The 15,610-nt window shown below is 70.6% G+C and carries 15 protein-coding genes; 6 read left to right on the top strand and 9 right to left on the bottom strand.

What is annotated here, in order from left to right:
* On the bottom strand, positions 1-204 hold a 204-nt coding region (locus VNW53_RS16475), incomplete at its 3' end, for a flavodoxin-dependent (E)-4-hydroxy-3-methylbut-2-enyl-diphosphate synthase (RefSeq protein WP_325556908.1).
* A 168-nt stretch (positions 205-372) separates the two neighbouring features.
* Here VNW53_RS16475 and ispH point away from each other — a divergent pair.
* Both ispH and hpnH read left to right on the top strand, forming a co-directional pair.
* Complete coding sequence (gene ispH / locus VNW53_RS16470) at positions 373-1,326, top strand: 4-hydroxy-3-methylbut-2-enyl diphosphate reductase (RefSeq protein WP_325556906.1); 954 nt, start codon at positions 373-375, stop codon at positions 1,324-1,326.
* Positions 1,327-1,342: 16 nt separating this feature from the next.
* A complete protein-coding gene (gene hpnH, locus VNW53_RS16465; protein WP_325556904.1) occupies positions 1,343-2,491 on the top strand; it encodes an adenosyl-hopene transferase HpnH in 1,149 nt (382 codons plus the stop codon).
* On the opposite strand, the gene VNW53_RS16460 is transcribed toward hpnH, so the two are convergent.
* From VNW53_RS16460 to VNW53_RS16425, 8 genes are read right to left on the bottom strand one after another with little or no spacing between them, the layout of a single operon-like run.
* Entirely contained in the window at positions 2,414-3,097 is a 684-nt protein-coding gene (locus tag VNW53_RS16460; RefSeq protein WP_325556902.1) for a hypothetical protein, read from the bottom strand. The two genes, hpnH and VNW53_RS16460, sit on opposite strands and share 78 nt — an antisense overlap.
* Positions 3,094-5,040 (bottom strand): squalene--hopene cyclase, encoded by a 1,947-nt coding sequence (gene shc / locus VNW53_RS16455; protein ID WP_325556901.1) that lies wholly within the window; start codon positions 5,038-5,040, stop codon positions 3,094-3,096. Before shc ends, VNW53_RS16460 begins: the two co-directional genes overlap by 4 nt.
* Entirely contained in the window at positions 5,037-6,281 is a 1,245-nt protein-coding gene (gene hpnE, locus VNW53_RS16450) for a hydroxysqualene dehydroxylase HpnE (RefSeq protein WP_325556900.1), read from the bottom strand. Before hpnE ends, shc begins: the two co-directional genes overlap by 4 nt.
* A complete protein-coding gene (gene hpnD / locus VNW53_RS16445; RefSeq protein WP_325556899.1) occupies positions 6,278-7,129 on the bottom strand; it encodes a presqualene diphosphate synthase HpnD in 852 nt (283 codons plus the stop codon). The genes hpnE and hpnD overlap by 4 nt, the downstream gene beginning before the upstream one ends.
* Before the next feature lie 5 nt (positions 7,130-7,134).
* Positions 7,135-8,007, bottom strand: coding sequence for a squalene synthase HpnC (hpnC, locus tag VNW53_RS16440; protein ID WP_325556897.1), 873 nt, complete (start codon positions 8,005-8,007; stop codon positions 7,135-7,137).
* On the bottom strand, positions 8,004-9,149 hold the full coding sequence (locus tag VNW53_RS16435; protein ID WP_325556896.1) for a glycosyltransferase: 1,146 nt from the start codon (positions 9,147-9,149) through the stop codon (positions 8,004-8,006). Before VNW53_RS16435 ends, hpnC begins: the two co-directional genes overlap by 4 nt.
* The gene (gene hpnA / locus VNW53_RS16430; RefSeq protein WP_325556895.1) at positions 9,146-10,201 is read right to left on the bottom strand and encodes a hopanoid-associated sugar epimerase; all 1,056 of its coding nucleotides are present in this window, start codon (positions 10,199-10,201) and stop codon (positions 9,146-9,148) included. Before hpnA ends, VNW53_RS16435 begins: the two co-directional genes overlap by 4 nt.
* Positions 10,198-11,040, bottom strand: a complete 843-nt coding sequence (locus VNW53_RS16425; RefSeq protein WP_325556893.1) for a VacJ family lipoprotein — start codon at positions 11,038-11,040, stop codon at positions 10,198-10,200. The genes hpnA and VNW53_RS16425 overlap by 4 nt, the downstream gene beginning before the upstream one ends.
* A gap of 126 nt (positions 11,041-11,166) precedes the next feature.
* Here VNW53_RS16425 and hpnI point away from each other — a divergent pair, with 126 nt between their 5' ends.
* From hpnI to VNW53_RS16405, 4 genes are all read left to right on the top strand, one after another.
* Positions 11,167-12,312, top strand: coding sequence for a bacteriohopanetetrol glucosamine biosynthesis glycosyltransferase HpnI (hpnI, locus tag VNW53_RS16420; RefSeq protein ID WP_325556892.1), 1,146 nt, complete (start codon positions 11,167-11,169; stop codon positions 12,310-12,312).
* Between the two features lie 8 nt (positions 12,313-12,320).
* Positions 12,321-13,748 (top strand): hopanoid biosynthesis associated radical SAM protein HpnJ, encoded by a 1,428-nt coding sequence (hpnJ, locus tag VNW53_RS16415; RefSeq protein WP_325556890.1) that lies wholly within the window; start codon positions 12,321-12,323, stop codon positions 13,746-13,748.
* The gene (hpnK, locus tag VNW53_RS16410; RefSeq protein ID WP_325556909.1) at positions 13,745-14,605 is read left to right on the top strand and encodes a hopanoid biosynthesis-associated protein HpnK; all 861 of its coding nucleotides are present in this window, start codon (positions 13,745-13,747) and stop codon (positions 14,603-14,605) included. The genes hpnJ and hpnK overlap by 4 nt, the downstream gene beginning before the upstream one ends.
* A gap of 79 nt (positions 14,606-14,684) precedes the next feature.
* Complete coding sequence (locus tag VNW53_RS16405) at positions 14,685-15,590, top strand: hypothetical protein (protein WP_325556888.1); 906 nt, start codon at positions 14,685-14,687, stop codon at positions 15,588-15,590.
* The last annotated feature ends 20 nt before the right edge of the window (positions 15,591-15,610 follow it).

Genomic DNA, 15,610 nt, shown 5'->3' with positions numbered 1-15,610 from the left:
GTCGGCCCCGGCCTCCTCCAGTTGGCGGATCTGCGCGATGGTCGCCTGAGCGTCGGCGGTCAGCGTGTTGGTCATCGACTGCACCGTGATCGGCGCGTCGCCCCCCACCTCCACATCGCCCACCCGGATCTTGCGGCTCTTGCGCCGCTGGATCGCGCGCCAGGGGCGGACCGTGCTAAGATCTTTTAGGGTCTGCACTTGCATGACGGTCCATCGTAACCAGCTAGGCACTCAGATGGTAAGTCGCGCGGCGTTGTAAACCCGCAGGCCGATGGACCTGGAAAACACGTGGCCCTCAGCCGACCGCCTTCAGGGAATCGGATGGCCGGGCTAGGTGGGTTGACCGCCCGGAAGCCGGGCAGCGGAGGTGCGATGCGAGTGGTCCTGGCCCAGCCGCGCGGCTTTTGCGCCGGTGTCGTGCGCGCCATCGACATTGTTGAACGCTCGCTCGAGAAGTTCGGCGCACCTGTCTATGTGCGGCACGAGATCGTCCACAACCGGACCGTCGTGCGCAGCCTGGAATCCAAGGGCGCGCGTTTCGTCAACGAGCTCGACGAGGTGCCGGAAGGCGCCGTCACCATCTTCAGCGCGCACGGGGTCGCCCAGTCGGTCGTCGACGAGGCCCGGGCCCGCGGCCTCCCGGTGCTGGACGCCACCTGCCCCCTGGTCTCCAAGGTGCACGTCCAGAGCCGCCGCTATGTCGCCCAGGGGCGCACCCTGATTCTCATCGGCCATGCCGGTCACCCGGAGGTGGAGGGCACGCTCGGCCAGGTGGACGCTCCCGTGCACCTGGTGTCGACGGTGCAGGACGTGGCCACGCTGGATCTGCCGGCGGACCTGCCGACGGCCTATGTAACCCAGACGACCCTCAGCGTTGACGAGACGCGGGACGTGATCGCCGCCCTCAAGGCCCGGTTCAACGATCTCGTGGGACCGAGCACCTCGGACATCTGCTACGCGACCCAGCACCGGCAGTCCGCCGTCCGCGACCTGTGCCGGACCGTCGACGTCCTGCTCGTGGTGGGCGCGGCCAACAGCTCGAACTCCAACCGCCTGCGCGAGATCGGGATCGAGGAAGGCGTGCCGAGCTACCTGATCGCCGACGCCGAGGCGCTGGATCTCGACTGGGTGCGCGGCGCCAAGGCGGTGGGCCTCACCGCCGGCGCCTCCGCGCCCGAGGAATTGGTCCTGGACGTGATCGCCGCCCTGCGCCAGGTCGAGCCTGTCGAAGTCACGCAGATGAACGGCGTCGAAGAGAATATCGTGTTCCGCCTGCCCCCGGAGCTGCGCCGCGTCGACGGCGAGGCGGACGGGCTTCAGGCCTAGCTAAGAGGAAGCATTCGTGGGAATTCCGCTCGGTCAGGCCGCCCGGATCGGCGCCTATGTGGTCAAGCAGCACCTGATGGGGCGCAAGCGCTACCCGCTGGTCCTGATGTTGGAGCCCTTGTTCCGCTGCAACCTGGCGTGCGCCGGTTGCGGCAAGATCGACTATCCCGATGAGATCCTCAATCAGCGGTTGAGCTACGACGACTGCATGGCCGCGATCGACGAGTGCGGCGCGCCTGCCGTCTCGATCGCCGGCGGCGAGCCCCTGCTTCACCGCGACATGCCGCGGATCGTCGAGGGGTTCATCAAGCGCAAGAAGTTCGTGATCCTCTGCACCAACGCCCTGCTGCTGGCGAAGAAGATCGACCAGTACAAGCCCTCGCCCTTCCTCTCCTGGTCGATCCACCTCGACGGCGACCAGGTGATGCACGACAAGTCGGTCTGCCAGACCGGCGTCTACGACAAGGCCGTCGAGGCGATCAAGCTGGCGAAGGCCAAGGGCTTCCGCGTCCAGATCAACTGCACCCTCTTCGAGGGCGCCGACCCCGAGCGGGTGGCGACCTTCTTCGACGAGATGACCGCCCTGGGGCTCGACGGGATCACGGTTTCGCCGGGTTATTCCTACGAGCGCGCGCCCGACCAGGAGCATTTCCTGAACCGCGCCAAGACCAAAACGCTGTTCCGGGAGATCTTCAAGCGCGGCCGCAACGGCCGGGCCTGGTCGTTCACCCAGTCGGACCTGTTCCTCGACTTCCTCGCGGGCAACCAGACGTTCGAATGCACGCCCTGGAGCATGCCCGCGCGGACCGTCTTCGGGTGGCAGAAGCCCTGCTACCTGCTGGGCGAGGGCTATGTGAAGACCTTCAAGGAGCTCATCGACGGCACCGAGTGGGACAAGTACGGCGTCGGCAACTACGAGAAGTGCGCCAACTGCATGGTCCACTGCGGCTTCGAGGGCACGGCCGTTTCGCAATCGGTGACCAACCCGCTCAAGCTGATGAAGGTGGCCATCGGCGGCATCAGGACCGAAGGCAAGATGGCCCCCGAAATCCCGCTCGATATGCAGCGGCCTGCCGACTACGTCTTCTCAGCCCACGTCGAGCGGAAGCTGCATGAGATCCGGCAGGCCAATCCTCGGGCCAAGAAGACGACGCCCGTCGGCTAGGGCGCGGAAGGCCCGCTCGGCGTCGCGGCCGGTGCGCAACAGGGCGGGCAACTGCCGCGGGTTGCGCGCGAGGTCCAGCAGGACGGCGCCCAGAGCCATGCCGCCGTCGGCTTTCATCCCCACCAGAACCGCCGGCGGCAGGTCCGCCCCGGCGCTGTCCGACACCACGCGGATCGCCGCGAAGGGCGCCTGGAGCCGCGCGGCGGCCCGCGCGGCGACGTGGGATTCCATATCGACCGCCAGGGCGCCGCAGCGGAGATGGGCGGCCTTTTTGTCGGCGGCGGCGACCAGCATCCGATCGGATCCCAGGATCGGTCCGTAGCCCCGCGGCGCGAGGCGGCCGAGGATCTCGGCGGTCCAATGCGGATCGGTCGGGTGGTCGCCGGCCTCGGACAGCACCGCCGTGGCCGTCACCCAGTCGCCGGGCGACAGCTCCGGGTCCAACGCGCCGGCCAGGCCGATGCTCACCACGCCCTCCGCGGCGGCCTCGCGCGCCAGGGCGGCCTCCAGGGCCGCGGCGCGGCCGCCGCCCACCACGACCTTCAGGCCGGTCCCCCGCAGGATCGAAGCTTCCCGACGCAGGCCCGTGACGGCCAGGATCGTCACATCCCGTAGCCGACCTGGCGGCTGTTCGCGCGGGTCAGCCGCCGATAGCGGGCCAGCGCCCAGAGGGGGAAGAACTTCGAATAGCCGTGGTAGCGCAGGTAGAAGACCCGCGGGAACCCGCCGCCGGTGTAGCCGGGCTCGGGCCAGAACCCCTCGTCGTCCTCCAGGCGCATCAGCCACGCCACGCCCCGCGCCACGGCCGGGTGGTCGACCAGGCCGGCGGCCATCAGGCCCATCAGCGCCCAGGCCGTCTGCGACGCTGCGGAGGCGGCGGGACGATGGCCGGCGTAACCGGGGTCATAGCTCTCGCAACCCTCTCCCCAGCCGCCGTCGTCGTTCTGGATGGCGATGAGCCAGTCGGCGGCGCGTCGGACCCTCGGGTCGTCGGCAGTCAATCCTACCGCGGCGAGGGCGCAGAGTACCGACCAGGTGCCATAGATGTAGTTGACGCCCCAGCGGCCGAACCAGCTTCCGTCCGGGCGCTGGCTGCGCCCGAGATAGTCCAGCGCGGCCTTCACCTGCGGGTCATCCGGCGCGACGCCGAGCTGGGCCAGCATGCTGACGCATCGCGCGGTGACGTCGTCGGTCGGCGGGTCCAGCAACGCCCCGTGGTCGGCGAAGGGGATGTTGTTGAGGTAGTGATAGGTGTTGTCCGCATCGAAGGCGCCCCAGCCGCCGTCGCGGCTCTGCAGGCCCTCGACCCACTCGCGGCCTCTGGCGATCGCGGTGTCGAACGCGCCCTCGGTCGCCTGGGCGCGGTCCATGGCCATCACCACCACCGCCGTGTCGTCGAGGTCGGGATAGTGGTCGTTGGCGTACTGGAACGCCCAGCCGCCGGGGCGCACGTCCGGGCGCTGCTCGGCCCAGTCGCCGCGCAGGTCGAGCACCTGCCGCGGCTTCAGCCAGCCGAGGCCGCCGGCGGCCGCGGCCCGGCTCGCGTCGTCGTCGATCTCCAGCAGGGTGTGGCAGGCGAGCGCGGTGTCCCAGACCGGCGAGACGCAAGGCTGGCAATAGGCCTCGTCCGGCTTGATCACCAGCAGGCGCTCCACCGCCGCCCGGGCCGCGGCCCGCTCCGGGTGGTCGGCTGCCAGGCCCAGGGCGTCGAACATCATCACGCTGTTGGCGATGGCCGGATAGATGGCGCCCAGGCCGTCTTCGCCGTTCAGCCGCTCGTTGACGAAGTCGAGGCAGGCCCCGATGGCTCGGCGCCTGAGCCGCTTCGGCCAGAACGGCTCCACGGCCTTCAGGACCCGGTCCAGGAGGTTGAAGCCCAGGGTCCAGGCCCACTTGGGATCGGCGGCCTTCGAGGCGGGCTTGATCGCCGCGGCGCCCTCGTAGAGCTCGGCGATGCCGATACCGCGGGGGTTGCGGGCCACAGGCTTGCGGGCCTGCAGCACCAGGAGCGGCACGATGACGGTCCGCGCCCAATAGGACATCTTCGACAGATGGATCGGGAACCAGGCCGGCAGGAGGATCAGCTCCACGGGCATGGTCGGGATCTCGTCCCACGACATCTGGCCGAACAGGGCCAACTGGATGCGGGTGAAGACGTTGGCGGCGTGCGGCCCCCCGTGGGCCCGGATCGCGGCGCGGGCCTCGGCCATGTGCGGGCTGTCCGGCGCGTCGCCGATGACCTTCAGGGCGTAATAGGCCTTGATGCTGGCGCTGATGTCGAAGGGGCCGCCGTGGACCAGGGGCCAGCCATGGTGGTCGCCCTGGATGCGGCGAAGGTAGACCCCGATCTTGCGCTCCAGCTCGGGGTCGGCCGGCTCGCCCAGGAACTGGCGCAGCAGGATGTATTCCGCCGGAATGGTGGCGTCGGCCTCCAGTTCGAAGACCCAGTGACCGTCCGCGGCCTGGCGTTTGAGCAGGGCGTCCGCGGCCCGCTGGATGCGCCTGTCGAGCCGCGCGTCGTCCAGGGACAGGGGGCCGACGCTGTTCACGCGAAGGCTTCCTGGATGAGGCCCGCCGCGCGGGCGCCCGAGCGCAGCGCCCCCTCGATCGTGGCCGGCAGGCCGGTCGCCGTCCAGTCTCCAGCCAGCAGGAGGTTCGAGTAGGGCGTCTGGGCCGCCGGCCGCAGCGCCTGCTGGTCCACCGTCGCCAGGAAGGTCGCGCGCCGCTCCTTGATGACCTGCCAGGGCGGCAGCTCGGGGCTGAGGTCCAGGGCGCGGCTGACGTCGCCCCAGAGCTCGCGGGCGAGGTCCTCCCGCTCGGCGTTCATCAGCCGGTTCGCGCCGCTGACGGTCACCGAGATGCGGTCCTCGAAGCAGAAGATCCACTCCACCGTGCCGTTGAGGACCCCGATGATCCGCGCCGGTCCGGGCCCGATGGCCACCCGGAAGTGGCCGTTGACGATGCCTTCGAAACGTTCGGGCGCGGTCAGCTCCGGCGCGAGTTCCTTGGCCACCCAGGGCGGCACGGCCAGCACGATGCGGTCCCGAGGGCCCACCTCGACAGGGCCGTCCGAGAACTCCAGGCCCGTCACGCGCTCGCCGCGCGTGCGCAGCTTCAGGAGCCGCCGTTGCAGCCGCAGGGCGCCGCCCCGGGCTTCGAGATAGTCGAGGGCGGGATTGACGAAGGTCGCCGCCAGCCCCGGCGTGGGCACGCGGGGCGCGTAGGCCGCTCCGCCCCGGGCGAGGGTCTCGCGGATCACCTGGGCGGCGAGCTCGGCCGAGGCCGATTCAGGTTCGGCGTTCAGCGCCGCCAGCAGGAAGGGTCGCATCAGCCGATCCCACACTGGGCCCTGGCAGCGGATGGTCTCGTCGACCCGCTGGCCGGGCTTGGCGCGCAGCAGGCCCGCCATGCCGAGGAAGTCGGCGAACCGGGCGCCCGGGACGCCGCGGCCGGGTGTCAGGATCCACCAGGGCACGGCTCCGGCGTTGGGCCGCACCGTCCAGGCGCGCCCGGTCTCCAGGTCGACGAAGGGGAACCGGGTCTCCGCGGGCCCGGTGAGCATGTCCGAGGCGCCGATCAGGGCCAGGTAGTCGCGGACCGCGCGATTGCCGGAGAGCACCAGATGGTTGCCGTTGTCGATCACCAGGCCGATCTGGGAATCGAAGTAGGAGCGGCAGCGGCCGCCCGCCTGGGCGGCGGCCTCGGACAACTCCACCGTCAACCCACGCGCGGCCAGGGCTGTCGCCGCGCCCAGGCCGGCCAGGCCCGCCCCGACCACATGCACCTTCATCCGAAGAGACCCTCGCGAACGAGCATCCAGAGCAGGGCCGCCTTGTTCACCCGCACGCGCGGCCGCGGCGGGACCCAGCCCCGGCGGAGCAGGTTCCTCAGCACCCCCGCATAGGCCGCCGTCATCAGGCGCGGCGCGGCGAGCCGTCCCGGCGGGCGGCCCGCAAGCACGTCGCCGGCGCGGGCGTAGTGGGTTTCGGCGAGCTGGGCGAGCGCCCGGCAGGTCGCGTCCACCCGCGGATCGGCGACCGCGGCGAGGGGATCGCGGGCGGTCACCCCGGCCTCGGCGAGGAGCTCCTCCGGCAGGTACAGCCGGCCCATCTCGGCGTCTTCGTCCACGTCGCGCAGGATGTTGGTGAGTTGCAGGGCCCGGCCGAGGTGGTGGGCGAGCTCCTGGCCCGCGGCGTCTTCCATGCCGAAGATCTTCACCGAGAGGCGGCCCACGGCGGAGGCCACCCGGTCGCAATAGAGGTCCAGGGTCGCCATGGACGGGCCGCGCAGGCCCTCGAGGTCCATCCGCATCCCGTCGATGACCGCCTGGAAGTCGGCTTCCGCCAGGCCATAGCGCGCCACCGGGCCGGCCAGCATGGCGGCGGGGCCGGGATCGCCCCCGTCGTAGAGCGCGCGCACATGGCCGCGCCAGGCGTCGAGGGCCACCCGCTGCTCGGCGATCGGCAGGCGCTGCTCGTCGGCGATGTCGTCGACGATCCGGCAGAAGGCGTAGATGGCGTACATCGCCTCCCGCTCCGGCTTGGGCAGCACCCTCATCCCCGCGGCGAACGAACTGCCGGACGCGGCCTGGGCGTTAGCGGCGACTTGGGTCTCGGGACGTGTGGCGGTCAGCGTCATGCCGGTTACTCCGCGATGGTGGCGCTGCGGGGGTTGGCCCGAGGCGCCGGCCAGGCGGCGCGGAGGAGGGCCGAGCCGGCAAGGCCAACAAGCTCCAGTTTGCGATGATGCACCCGCTCCGACAGCGGGTCACGCGCGATCAGCCGCCGGGTCAGGTCCTCGGCGAGGCGCTGGATGACCGCGACCTCCAGGCGCAGGCGGCGGTCGCGCACCTGGTCGGCGAGCGGACGGCTGCGCTGCAGGAGCGCCGCGGTGCGTTGCGCCATGGCGACGATCACCGCGCGTAGGCCCGGCGAGGCGCGGGGCGCCGCCAGCGCGGCGACCTCTACTCCGGCGTCCTTCAGCTCGGCTAGCGGGAGATAGACGCGGTCCAGCCGCCAGTAGTCCTCGCCGCAGTCCTGCAGGTGGTTGATCACCTGCAGCGCCGCGCAGAGCGCGTCCGAGGCGGCCCAGGTCTCGGCCGGCTCCCCGTGGATGGCCAGCACCATCCGCCCGACCGGCGCCGCCGAATAGCGGCAGTAGGTCATCAGGTCGTCCCAAGTCGCGTAGCGGGAGGTCTCGGCGTCCTGTCGAAAGGCCACCAGGAGATCGAGGGCGTGGGTCGCCGGCAGGCCCCGCTCGGCGAGCACCTGGCGCAGCGCGACGGCTACCGGCGCGCCGTCGCCTTCGCCCACGAGGGTGGCGCGCAGCGTCTCGAGACGGCGCAGCTTGTCGGCGCTCGGGAGGGCTTCATGGTCGGCGATGTCGTCGGCGGTGCGGGCGAAGTCGTAGAAGGCCATGATCGCCGGCCGGTGCCGCGCGGCGACCAGCCGGGAGGCCACGGGGAAATTCTCGTCGCCGGCCGACTTGCCGGACCGGGGGTCTGGCGTGAGGGTCATGACGAGCGCGCCAGCGCCTGGGCGCGGCCCTTCCACTGCCCGCCGCGCCTGCGCCAAACGTCGATCGCCGAGCGCAGGGTGAAGGCCCCGTAGAGGGTGGCGATCAGCGGCAGGGCGATCCCCCACAGGGGCGAGCGGCGGTAGGCGCGCAGCATGGGCTGGAACGCCAGGGCCATGGCGGCCCAGGCCGCCAATCCCGCCCACCGGGCGAAGCCGTGGCCGAACAGCGCCAGCGCCGGCGGGGCGAGGTAGGTCAGGGCGAGGCCGAGCACGGTCCCCGCCAGCTTCAGCGGCGAATAGTCCAGTTGGGCGTAGGCGGAGCGGGCGATCATCTGGCCGATGACGCCGATGCTCGCGTATGGCCGAAGGCTGCGCGCCCGGCGGGTCAGGCCCAGCCAGATGGGTCCCTGGCGCTTGAGGTTCGCCGCCAGGGCGCAGTCGTCGATCATCGCGGCGCGGATGGCCGCGACGCCGCCGGCCCTCTCCAGCGCCTCGCGCTGCGCCAGCATGCAGCCTCCGGCGGCGCCGGCCAGCCGGTGGTTCGGCCGGTTCACCCATCGGAACGGGTAGACCATCTGGAAGAACAGCACGAAGGCGGGGATCAGCAGGCGCTCGGCGAAGGTCTCGCAGTGCAGGTCGACCATCAGGGAGGTGAGCGTCAGGCTCCCGGCTTCCGCGCGGCTCACCAGCCGCCGCAGGTTGTCGGGATCGTGGGCGATGTCGGCGTCGGTGAGCCAGAGGTACTTGGGGGCCTCGCCCGCCGCGGCGACGCCCTGCGACATCGCCCAGAGCTTGCCGGTCCAGCCGGCGGCGAGCGGCTGGCCGCGCAGCACCGTCAGCCGCCGCGGGCCCGCGGCCTCCGCCAGCGCGGTGGCGACCGCCGCGGTGCCGTCGTCGCTGTCGTCGTCCACCAGGATGATCTCGAAGGGGCCGGGATAGTCCTGCCCCAGCAGGCTGCCCAGCGAGTGGGCGATCACATCGGCCTCGTTGCGCGCAGGGACCACCGCGGTCACCGCCGGCCAGGCGGGCGGGGCCGCCGGCGTCTCGGCGTCGGTCTGGTCGGCGCGCCAGAAGCCGCCGCGGGCCAGCAGCAGATAGGCCCAGACGGCCAGGGTGAGCAGGCCGAGCGCGGCGCCGATCATTTCAGATAACCCGCGGCGCGGAACCAGTCCAAGGCGTCCCGGATCGCCTCCTGGTGCGGCCGCGCGGCGTAGCCCAGTTCCGCCTGAGCCTTCCGCGAGGTGAAATACATCGGGTGGCGCGCCATCTTCAGGGAATCGCGGGTCAGGAAAGGCTCGCGGCCGGTGAGTCGGCCCGCCAGTTCCGCCAGTTCCGCCAGCGGGCGCAGCGGGCCGAGCGGCAGCTTTACGGTCGGCGGGCGGCGCCCTGCAAGCCGGGCGATCTCGGCCAACATCTGCTGCAGGGCGATATCCTGCCCGCCCAGGATGTAGCGCTCGCCGATACGGCCTCGTTCCAGGGCCATCAGGTGGCCTTGCGCGACGTCGTCGACGTGGACGAGGTTGAGGCCGGTGTCGACGAAGGCCGGCATGCGCCCGGTCGCGGCCTCCACCAGGATGCGCCCGGTGGGGGTTGGCCGGACGTCCCGGGGTCCCACCGGGGTCGAGGGGTTGACGATCACCGCTGGCAGGCCGCGATCGTACACAAGGTGGCGGACCAGGGCTTCGGCGGCCACCTTGCTGCGCTTGTAGGCGCCGACGGCGTCGGCCTCGGAGAGGGGCTGGGTCTCGTCCGCGGGCGACCGGTCCGGGCGCAGCCGAAGGGTGGCGACGCTGCTCGTGTAGACCAGCCGCTCGACGCCGCTGGCCAGGGCCGCTTCCATGGCGCTGCGCGCACCGTCGAGGTTGTTGCGGACGATCTCCTCCGGATCGGGCGCCCACAGCCGGTAGTCCGCCGCCACGTGGAAGAAGTAACGGATCCCGCGCAGGGCGGCGGTCATGGCGGCGGGGTCGCGCACGTCGCCTTCCACCACCTCGGCGTTCAGGCCCTTGAGGTTGGCGGTCGGGCTGGAGCTGCGCACGAGCACCCGCAGCCGCGCGCCCCGCGCCGCCAGGGCCTGGGCGACTGCCGAGCCCACGAATCCGGACGCGCCGGTGACCAGGACCGGCGCGTCGCGCAGGGAGATACGCTCGGCCCCGCCGTCCTTCGGCGGCTCGGTTCCCCTGCCGGGCGTCATGACGGTTCCTGCGGGCCCTGTGGCGTGTCCGCGGCAGCCGGCTTCGGCGCGTCAGGCGCAGCCTCGGGCCGTGGCGGGGTCTCTGCCTCGCTCGGAAGCGGGGGTGTCGCGCCCCTGGGTGGCTGGGGCGCGCGGCCGGCCGGGGGCGCGGCGGGATTGTCGAAGTCCGGAAGCGCCTCGATATCCGCCTCATTGCCCAGGATCTGGGCCTGGCGGTGCTGCAGGTAGTAGGAGCGCAGGGTCGCGTAGGGATCGGTGGAGGTCTGGCGGATCGTCTCCAGCTCCTGGTCGGCGTCGAGGCGGGCGCCCAGGCCGTCGACGGCGGCGACGCCGATGTCTATCTCGGTGCGGCTCCGGTAACGGGCGTAGGTGAGGGGATTGAGCCCGATGTCCGCGGCGCTGCCGAAGGCGTCGCGCAAGGTCGAGGGGCCGAGCAGCGGGATGAAGAGATAGGGCCCGGGCGCGGCGCCCCAGCGCCCCAGCGTCGTGCCGAAGCCGTTGTCGTGATGTGGCAGGTGGTTGCTGTTGGCGACGTCCAGGATTCCGCCCAGGCCGAAGGTGCTGTTGACCACGAGCCGCGCCACGGTCCCGGCCGCCTGCTTGACGCGCCCCTGCAGCAGGTCGTTCACCGCCACCACGGGCTCGCCCAGGTTGCGGCTGAAATTGCGCAGCCCGCTGCGGATGGGAGAGGGCACGAGGCCGAACGCATGGGCGGCCGGCCCGATCAGGAAGTGGTCGAGCACTTCCTCCAGTTGATAGGAGCGCCGGTTCACGCCCTCCAGCGGATCGCTCGGCTCGGCGGCGCGGCAGGAGCCGGCGAAGGCGATGACGGCAAGCAAGGGAAACGCAAGCGGCAGGCGCGAAAAACTCGACTGCATCGCTTCACTTCCCTGTCTAAAGGGGGCTGAGAATGGGTGGCTGCTCCACCATATAGGACCCTGAATCGGGATGCGAAGTCCGCGCACGTGTCATTTTTGCTGATACTGATCGGCTGGTGCTTCGCGGGGCTGGCGCTGGCTGGGTCCGCCTATCAGTTGCTCGCCGCGCGACTGTTGCGCCGGCTGCTGGCCCCGCCGCCGCCCCGGGAGCCGCAGTCCTGGCCGGGCGTGACGGTCCTCAAGCCCCTGCACGGCGCCGAATCCGGGCTCGAGGCCGCGCTCGCAAGTCTCCTCGCCCAGGACTATGCGGGGCCCCTGCAGGTGGTCTTCGGCGTTCAGAGCCCCACCGATCCGGCCCAGGCCGTGGTCGGGACCCTGCGGCGCGCGCACCCCGCGGCCGACGTCGCCCTGACGGTGGACGCCACCGACCACGGCGCCAACCGCAAGGTCTCCAACCTCATCAACATGATCGCCCGGGCCAAGCACGAGGTCCTGATCGTCGCGGACAGCGACATTGTCGTGGCGCCCGGCTATCTGCGCGGCGTGGTCGCGGCCCTGGGCGCGCCGCAGGCCGGTGTGGTCACCTGCCCCTATCGCGGCCTCCCCGCAGAGGGGTTCTGGTCCCGCCTGGCGGCCATGGGGATCAGCTATCAGTTCCTGCCCAGCGTCGCGGTCGGGGTCGGGTTGGGGATGGCCCATCCCTGCATGGGCTCCACCGTCGCCCTGAGGCGCGAGACCCTGGAGCGGATCGGCGGGTTCGCGGCCTTCGCCGACCAGCTCGCGGACGACTACGCCATCGGCGCGGCGGTGCGCGCGGCGGGCCTGCGCAGCATCGTGGCGCCCGTGCTGGTGGGCCATCTGAGCGCCGAGGACAGCCTCGAGGCGCTGGTTCAGCACGAGCTGCGCTGGGCGCGCACGGTCCGCGGCGTCGATCCCGCCGGCTTCGCGGGCAGCGTCGTCACCTATCCCACGCCGCTGGCCCTGCTGGCGATTATCTTCACCGGCGCGGCGCCGATAGGGTTGGCGGCGCTGGGGATCGCGCTTATCTGCCGGTTCTTGTTGCAGCGCGGCGTCGATCGGCTGGCGGGCGCGCGGACGGGGCCATGGTGGCTGACGCCACTTCGTGACGGCCTCTCGTTCGCGGTCTTCCTGGGCGCATTCTTCGTCCGCGCTGTGGATTGGCGTGGGGCCCGGTTCCGGGTTGACGCCCAAGGGACCCTGGGGCGCATATAGGAACCGTCATGATGCGAAGTCTCTTCCTCCAGGCGCCGTCCTTCGACGGCTATGACGGCGGGGCTGGCGCGCGCTATCAGATGAAGCGCGAGGTGAAGTCGTTCTGGTTCCCGACCTGGCTGGCCCAGGCGGCCGCCATGGTCCCCGGCTCCAAGCTGATCGACGCCCCGCCGCACAAGACCTCGTTCAAGGACATCGAGGAGGACGTGAAGAGCCACGAGCTCATCGTCATCCATACCTCGACGCCGTCGTTCAAATCCGACTGCCGCACCGCGCGAATGGTCCGCGAGCTGAACCCGACCGCCAAGATCGGCTTCATCGGCGCCAAGGTGGCCGTGGAGTCCAAGGAGAGCCTTGAGGCCTGTCCGGAACTCGATTTCGTCGCCCGCAACGAATACGAGTTCACCATCAAGGAGATCGCCGAGGGGCGCGACTGGAAGACCATCCGCGGCCTTACCTACCGCGATGCGACCGGCGCGCTGGTGTCCAATCCGGAGCGCGAGATCCTGATGGACATGGACCAGCTTCCCTCGGTCCTGCCGCTCTACAAGCAGCTGAAGGTCGAGAACTATTTCGGCGGCTACCTGCTGCACCCCTACATGAGCTGGTACACCGGCCGCGGGTGCAAATCGCGCTGCACCTTCTGCCTGTGGCCCCAGACCATCGGCGGCCACAAGTACCGCTACCAGTCCGTCGAACGGGTCGTGGAGGACGTGAAGTACGTCCAGCGCGAATTCCCGCAGATACGCGAGATTTTCTTCGACGACGACACCCTCACCGACGACCACGCCCGGGTCGAGGACCTGGCCCGCGCGCTCGGCCCGCTGGGCGTCACCTGGTCCTGCAACGCCAAGGCCAATGTGCCCCGCAAGACCCTCGAGGTCATGAAGGCCAACGGCCTGCGCCTGCTGCTCGTGGGCTACGAGTCCGGCAACCAGAAGATCCTGCACAACATCAAGAAGGGCATCCTGGTCGACGTGGCCCGGCGCTTCGCCAAGGACTGCCACGAGCTGGGAATCATCGTGCACGGGACCTTCATCCTGGGCCTGCCCGGCGAAACCCACGAGACGATTCAGGAGACCCTGGCCTTCGCCAAGGAGGTGAACCCGCGCACCCTGCAGGTGTCGCTGGCCGCGCCCTATCCGGGGACCTTCCTCTACAACCAGGCCAAGGAGAACGGCTGGTTCGCGTCGGATATCGATCTCCTGACCGACGACGGCACGCAGATTGCGCCGCTGGACTATCCGCACCTCAGCCACACCGAAATCTTCAATTCGGTCGAGGACTTCTACAAGAAATTCTACTTCCGCCCGTCGAAGATCGCCGAGATCGTGGGCGAGATGCTGACCTCGCGCGACATGCTGGTCCGCCGGCTTCGGGAAGGGGTCGAGTTCTTCCAGTTCCTGCGCACCCGCGAAGACATGATCGTCTCCTGAGCGCCCCGGCCCCACCTCTGCGGCGGCTGGTCGTCACCGCCGACGACTTCGGGGCGGCGGCCCAGGTGAACGAGGCGGTGGAGATCGGGCATCGCGAAGGGGTCCTGGCCGCGGCCAGCCTGATGGTAGGGGCTTCCGGCTGCGACGACGCCGTGGCCCGCGCCAGGCGCCTGCCGAAGCTGCGCGTGGGCCTGCATCTGGTGCTGGTCGAGGGACGCCCGGTCCTTGCCCCCGCCGCCGTGCCGGACTTGGTCACCGGCGCGGGCATGTTCCGCACCGACATGGCGGCTATGGGCGCCGAGATCTTCTTCCGGCCGAAGGTCCGCCGCCAGCTTGCCGCCGAGATCGAGGCGCAGTTCGCGGCCTTCGCCCGCACCGGCCTCGCGCTGGACCACGTCAACACCCACAAGCACTACCACCTGCATCCCACGATCGCCGGGCTGATGCTGCGGATCGGCCGCCGCTACGGGATGACCGCCAGCCGCGCGCCCATAGAACCGCGCGCGGTCCTGGCCGCGGTCGAGCCGGCGGCCGCCCCGGCGCCCGCCTACGTCACCGAGCCCTGGGCGCGGATGGTGCGGTCGCGCTATCGCGGGGCCGGCGTGGCCATGGCCGACCAGGTGTTCGGCCTGGCCTGGTCAGGCGCGATGACCCCCGAGCGGGTCGCAGGCCTTGTCCGGCGGCTGCCGGCCGGCCTCAGCGAGCTCTACCTGCATCCGGCGACCGCGGGCGGATTCGAGGGCGCGGCCGAGGGCTATGACTATCCCGGCGAACTGGCTGCCCTGCTGGCGCCGGAGACCCGGGCGGCGATCGCCGAGAGCGGCGCGCGGCTGGGCGGTTTTTCCGATCTGATTTGACGGCCGGGCGGTTTTCGCGGCCGCGCGCGCTTCCTACATGGCGGGGCAGCTCCATCGCCGGAGCAGAAGGGAGCGCCCCGTGACCGCCAGCACCTTTGCCGACTTTCCCGATGTCGAGGTCAAACTGCCCGCGCCCGACGATCCGATCCGGCTGGGCAGCGAGGCGCACAAGGCGCTGTTCTGCGACACCCTGCTGCGCACCCACGACCCCTACAAGCCTGCGGTCATCGACTGGCCCAAGCTGGATGAGCAGACGCGCGCCCGCATCGTCTCCCTGCCCATCTGGGACATCGCGGTGCAGACCGAGGAGAAGGCCGGGTGGAACGTGCGAACCTATGGCGAGGTGGTCTCCGACCCCCTGCTGAAGGCCGCGGTCGCCATGGACGCCTTCGAGGAGAGCCGGCACAAGCTGGTTCTGGCGAACATGGTCGAGGCCTATGGCATCAAGCTCGACCCGGAGCCCGCCTACCGCCGGCCGAAGGACCCGGAATGGGCCTTCATGGTCACCGGCTATTCCGAATGCATCGACAGCTTCTTCGGCTTCGGCCTGTTCGAGATCGCCCGCAGCTCCGGCTTCTTCCCGACCGAACTGGTGGACACCTTCGAGCCGGTGATGCGCGAGGAAGGCCGCCACATCCTGTTCTTTGTCAACTGGGTGGCGTGGTGGCGGCGCAACATGCCGTTCTGGCGCCGGCCGTGGTTCGAACTGAAGGTGCTGGCGGTGTGGCTGTTCCTCATCGCCGAGCGGATCGGCATCGCCGGCGATATGGAAAAGAGCGACAAGGCCCAGGACAACAACTTCACCCTGAACGGCTCCAAGGAGCTGGGCGTGGAGATCACCTTCCCGGAGCTGGCCCGCGTCTGCCTGCGGGAGAACGATCGGCGGCTGGCGGCCTACGACCCGCGCTTGATCCGGCCGGTGTTCGTCCCCAACATGATCCGGCTCGCCCTGCGGTTCATGAAGGCGCCGCCTGTCGCGGCCTGACGCTTCAGCACGGCGAAAGA

The organism is Phenylobacterium sp., assembly GCF_035569475.1.
In the GTDB taxonomy this organism is placed as follows: domain Bacteria; phylum Pseudomonadota; class Alphaproteobacteria; order Caulobacterales; family Caulobacteraceae; genus Phenylobacterium.
Note: the sequence above shows the minus strand (reverse complement) of the source record. Positions and strands in the feature narration are given on the sequence as shown.

What these genes read in the sequence shown, in the direction of transcription:
- ispH (WP_325556906.1), top strand. Translation starts at nt 373, where the DNA reads ATGCGAGTGGTCCTGGCCCAGCCGCGCGGCTTTTGCGCCGGTGTCGTG.
- hpnJ (WP_325556890.1), top strand. Translation starts at nt 12,321, where the DNA reads ATGATGCGAAGTCTCTTCCTCCAGGCGCCGTCCTTCGACGGCTATGAC.
- hpnC (WP_325556897.1), bottom strand. Translation starts at nt 8,007, where the DNA reads ATGACCCTCACGCCAGACCCCCGGTCCGGCAAGTCGGCCGGCGACGAG.
- hpnA (WP_325556895.1), bottom strand. Translation starts at nt 10,201, where the DNA reads ATGACGCCCGGCAGGGGAACCGAGCCGCCGAAGGACGGCGGGGCCGAG.
- hpnE (WP_325556900.1), bottom strand. Translation starts at nt 6,281, where the DNA reads ATGAAGGTGCATGTGGTCGGGGCGGGCCTGGCCGGCCTGGGCGCGGCG.
- VNW53_RS16435 (WP_325556896.1), bottom strand. Translation starts at nt 9,149, where the DNA reads ATGATCGGCGCCGCGCTCGGCCTGCTCACCCTGGCCGTCTGGGCCTAT.
- hpnD (WP_325556899.1), bottom strand. Translation starts at nt 7,129, where the DNA reads ATGACGCTGACCGCCACACGTCCCGAGACCCAAGTCGCCGCTAACGCC.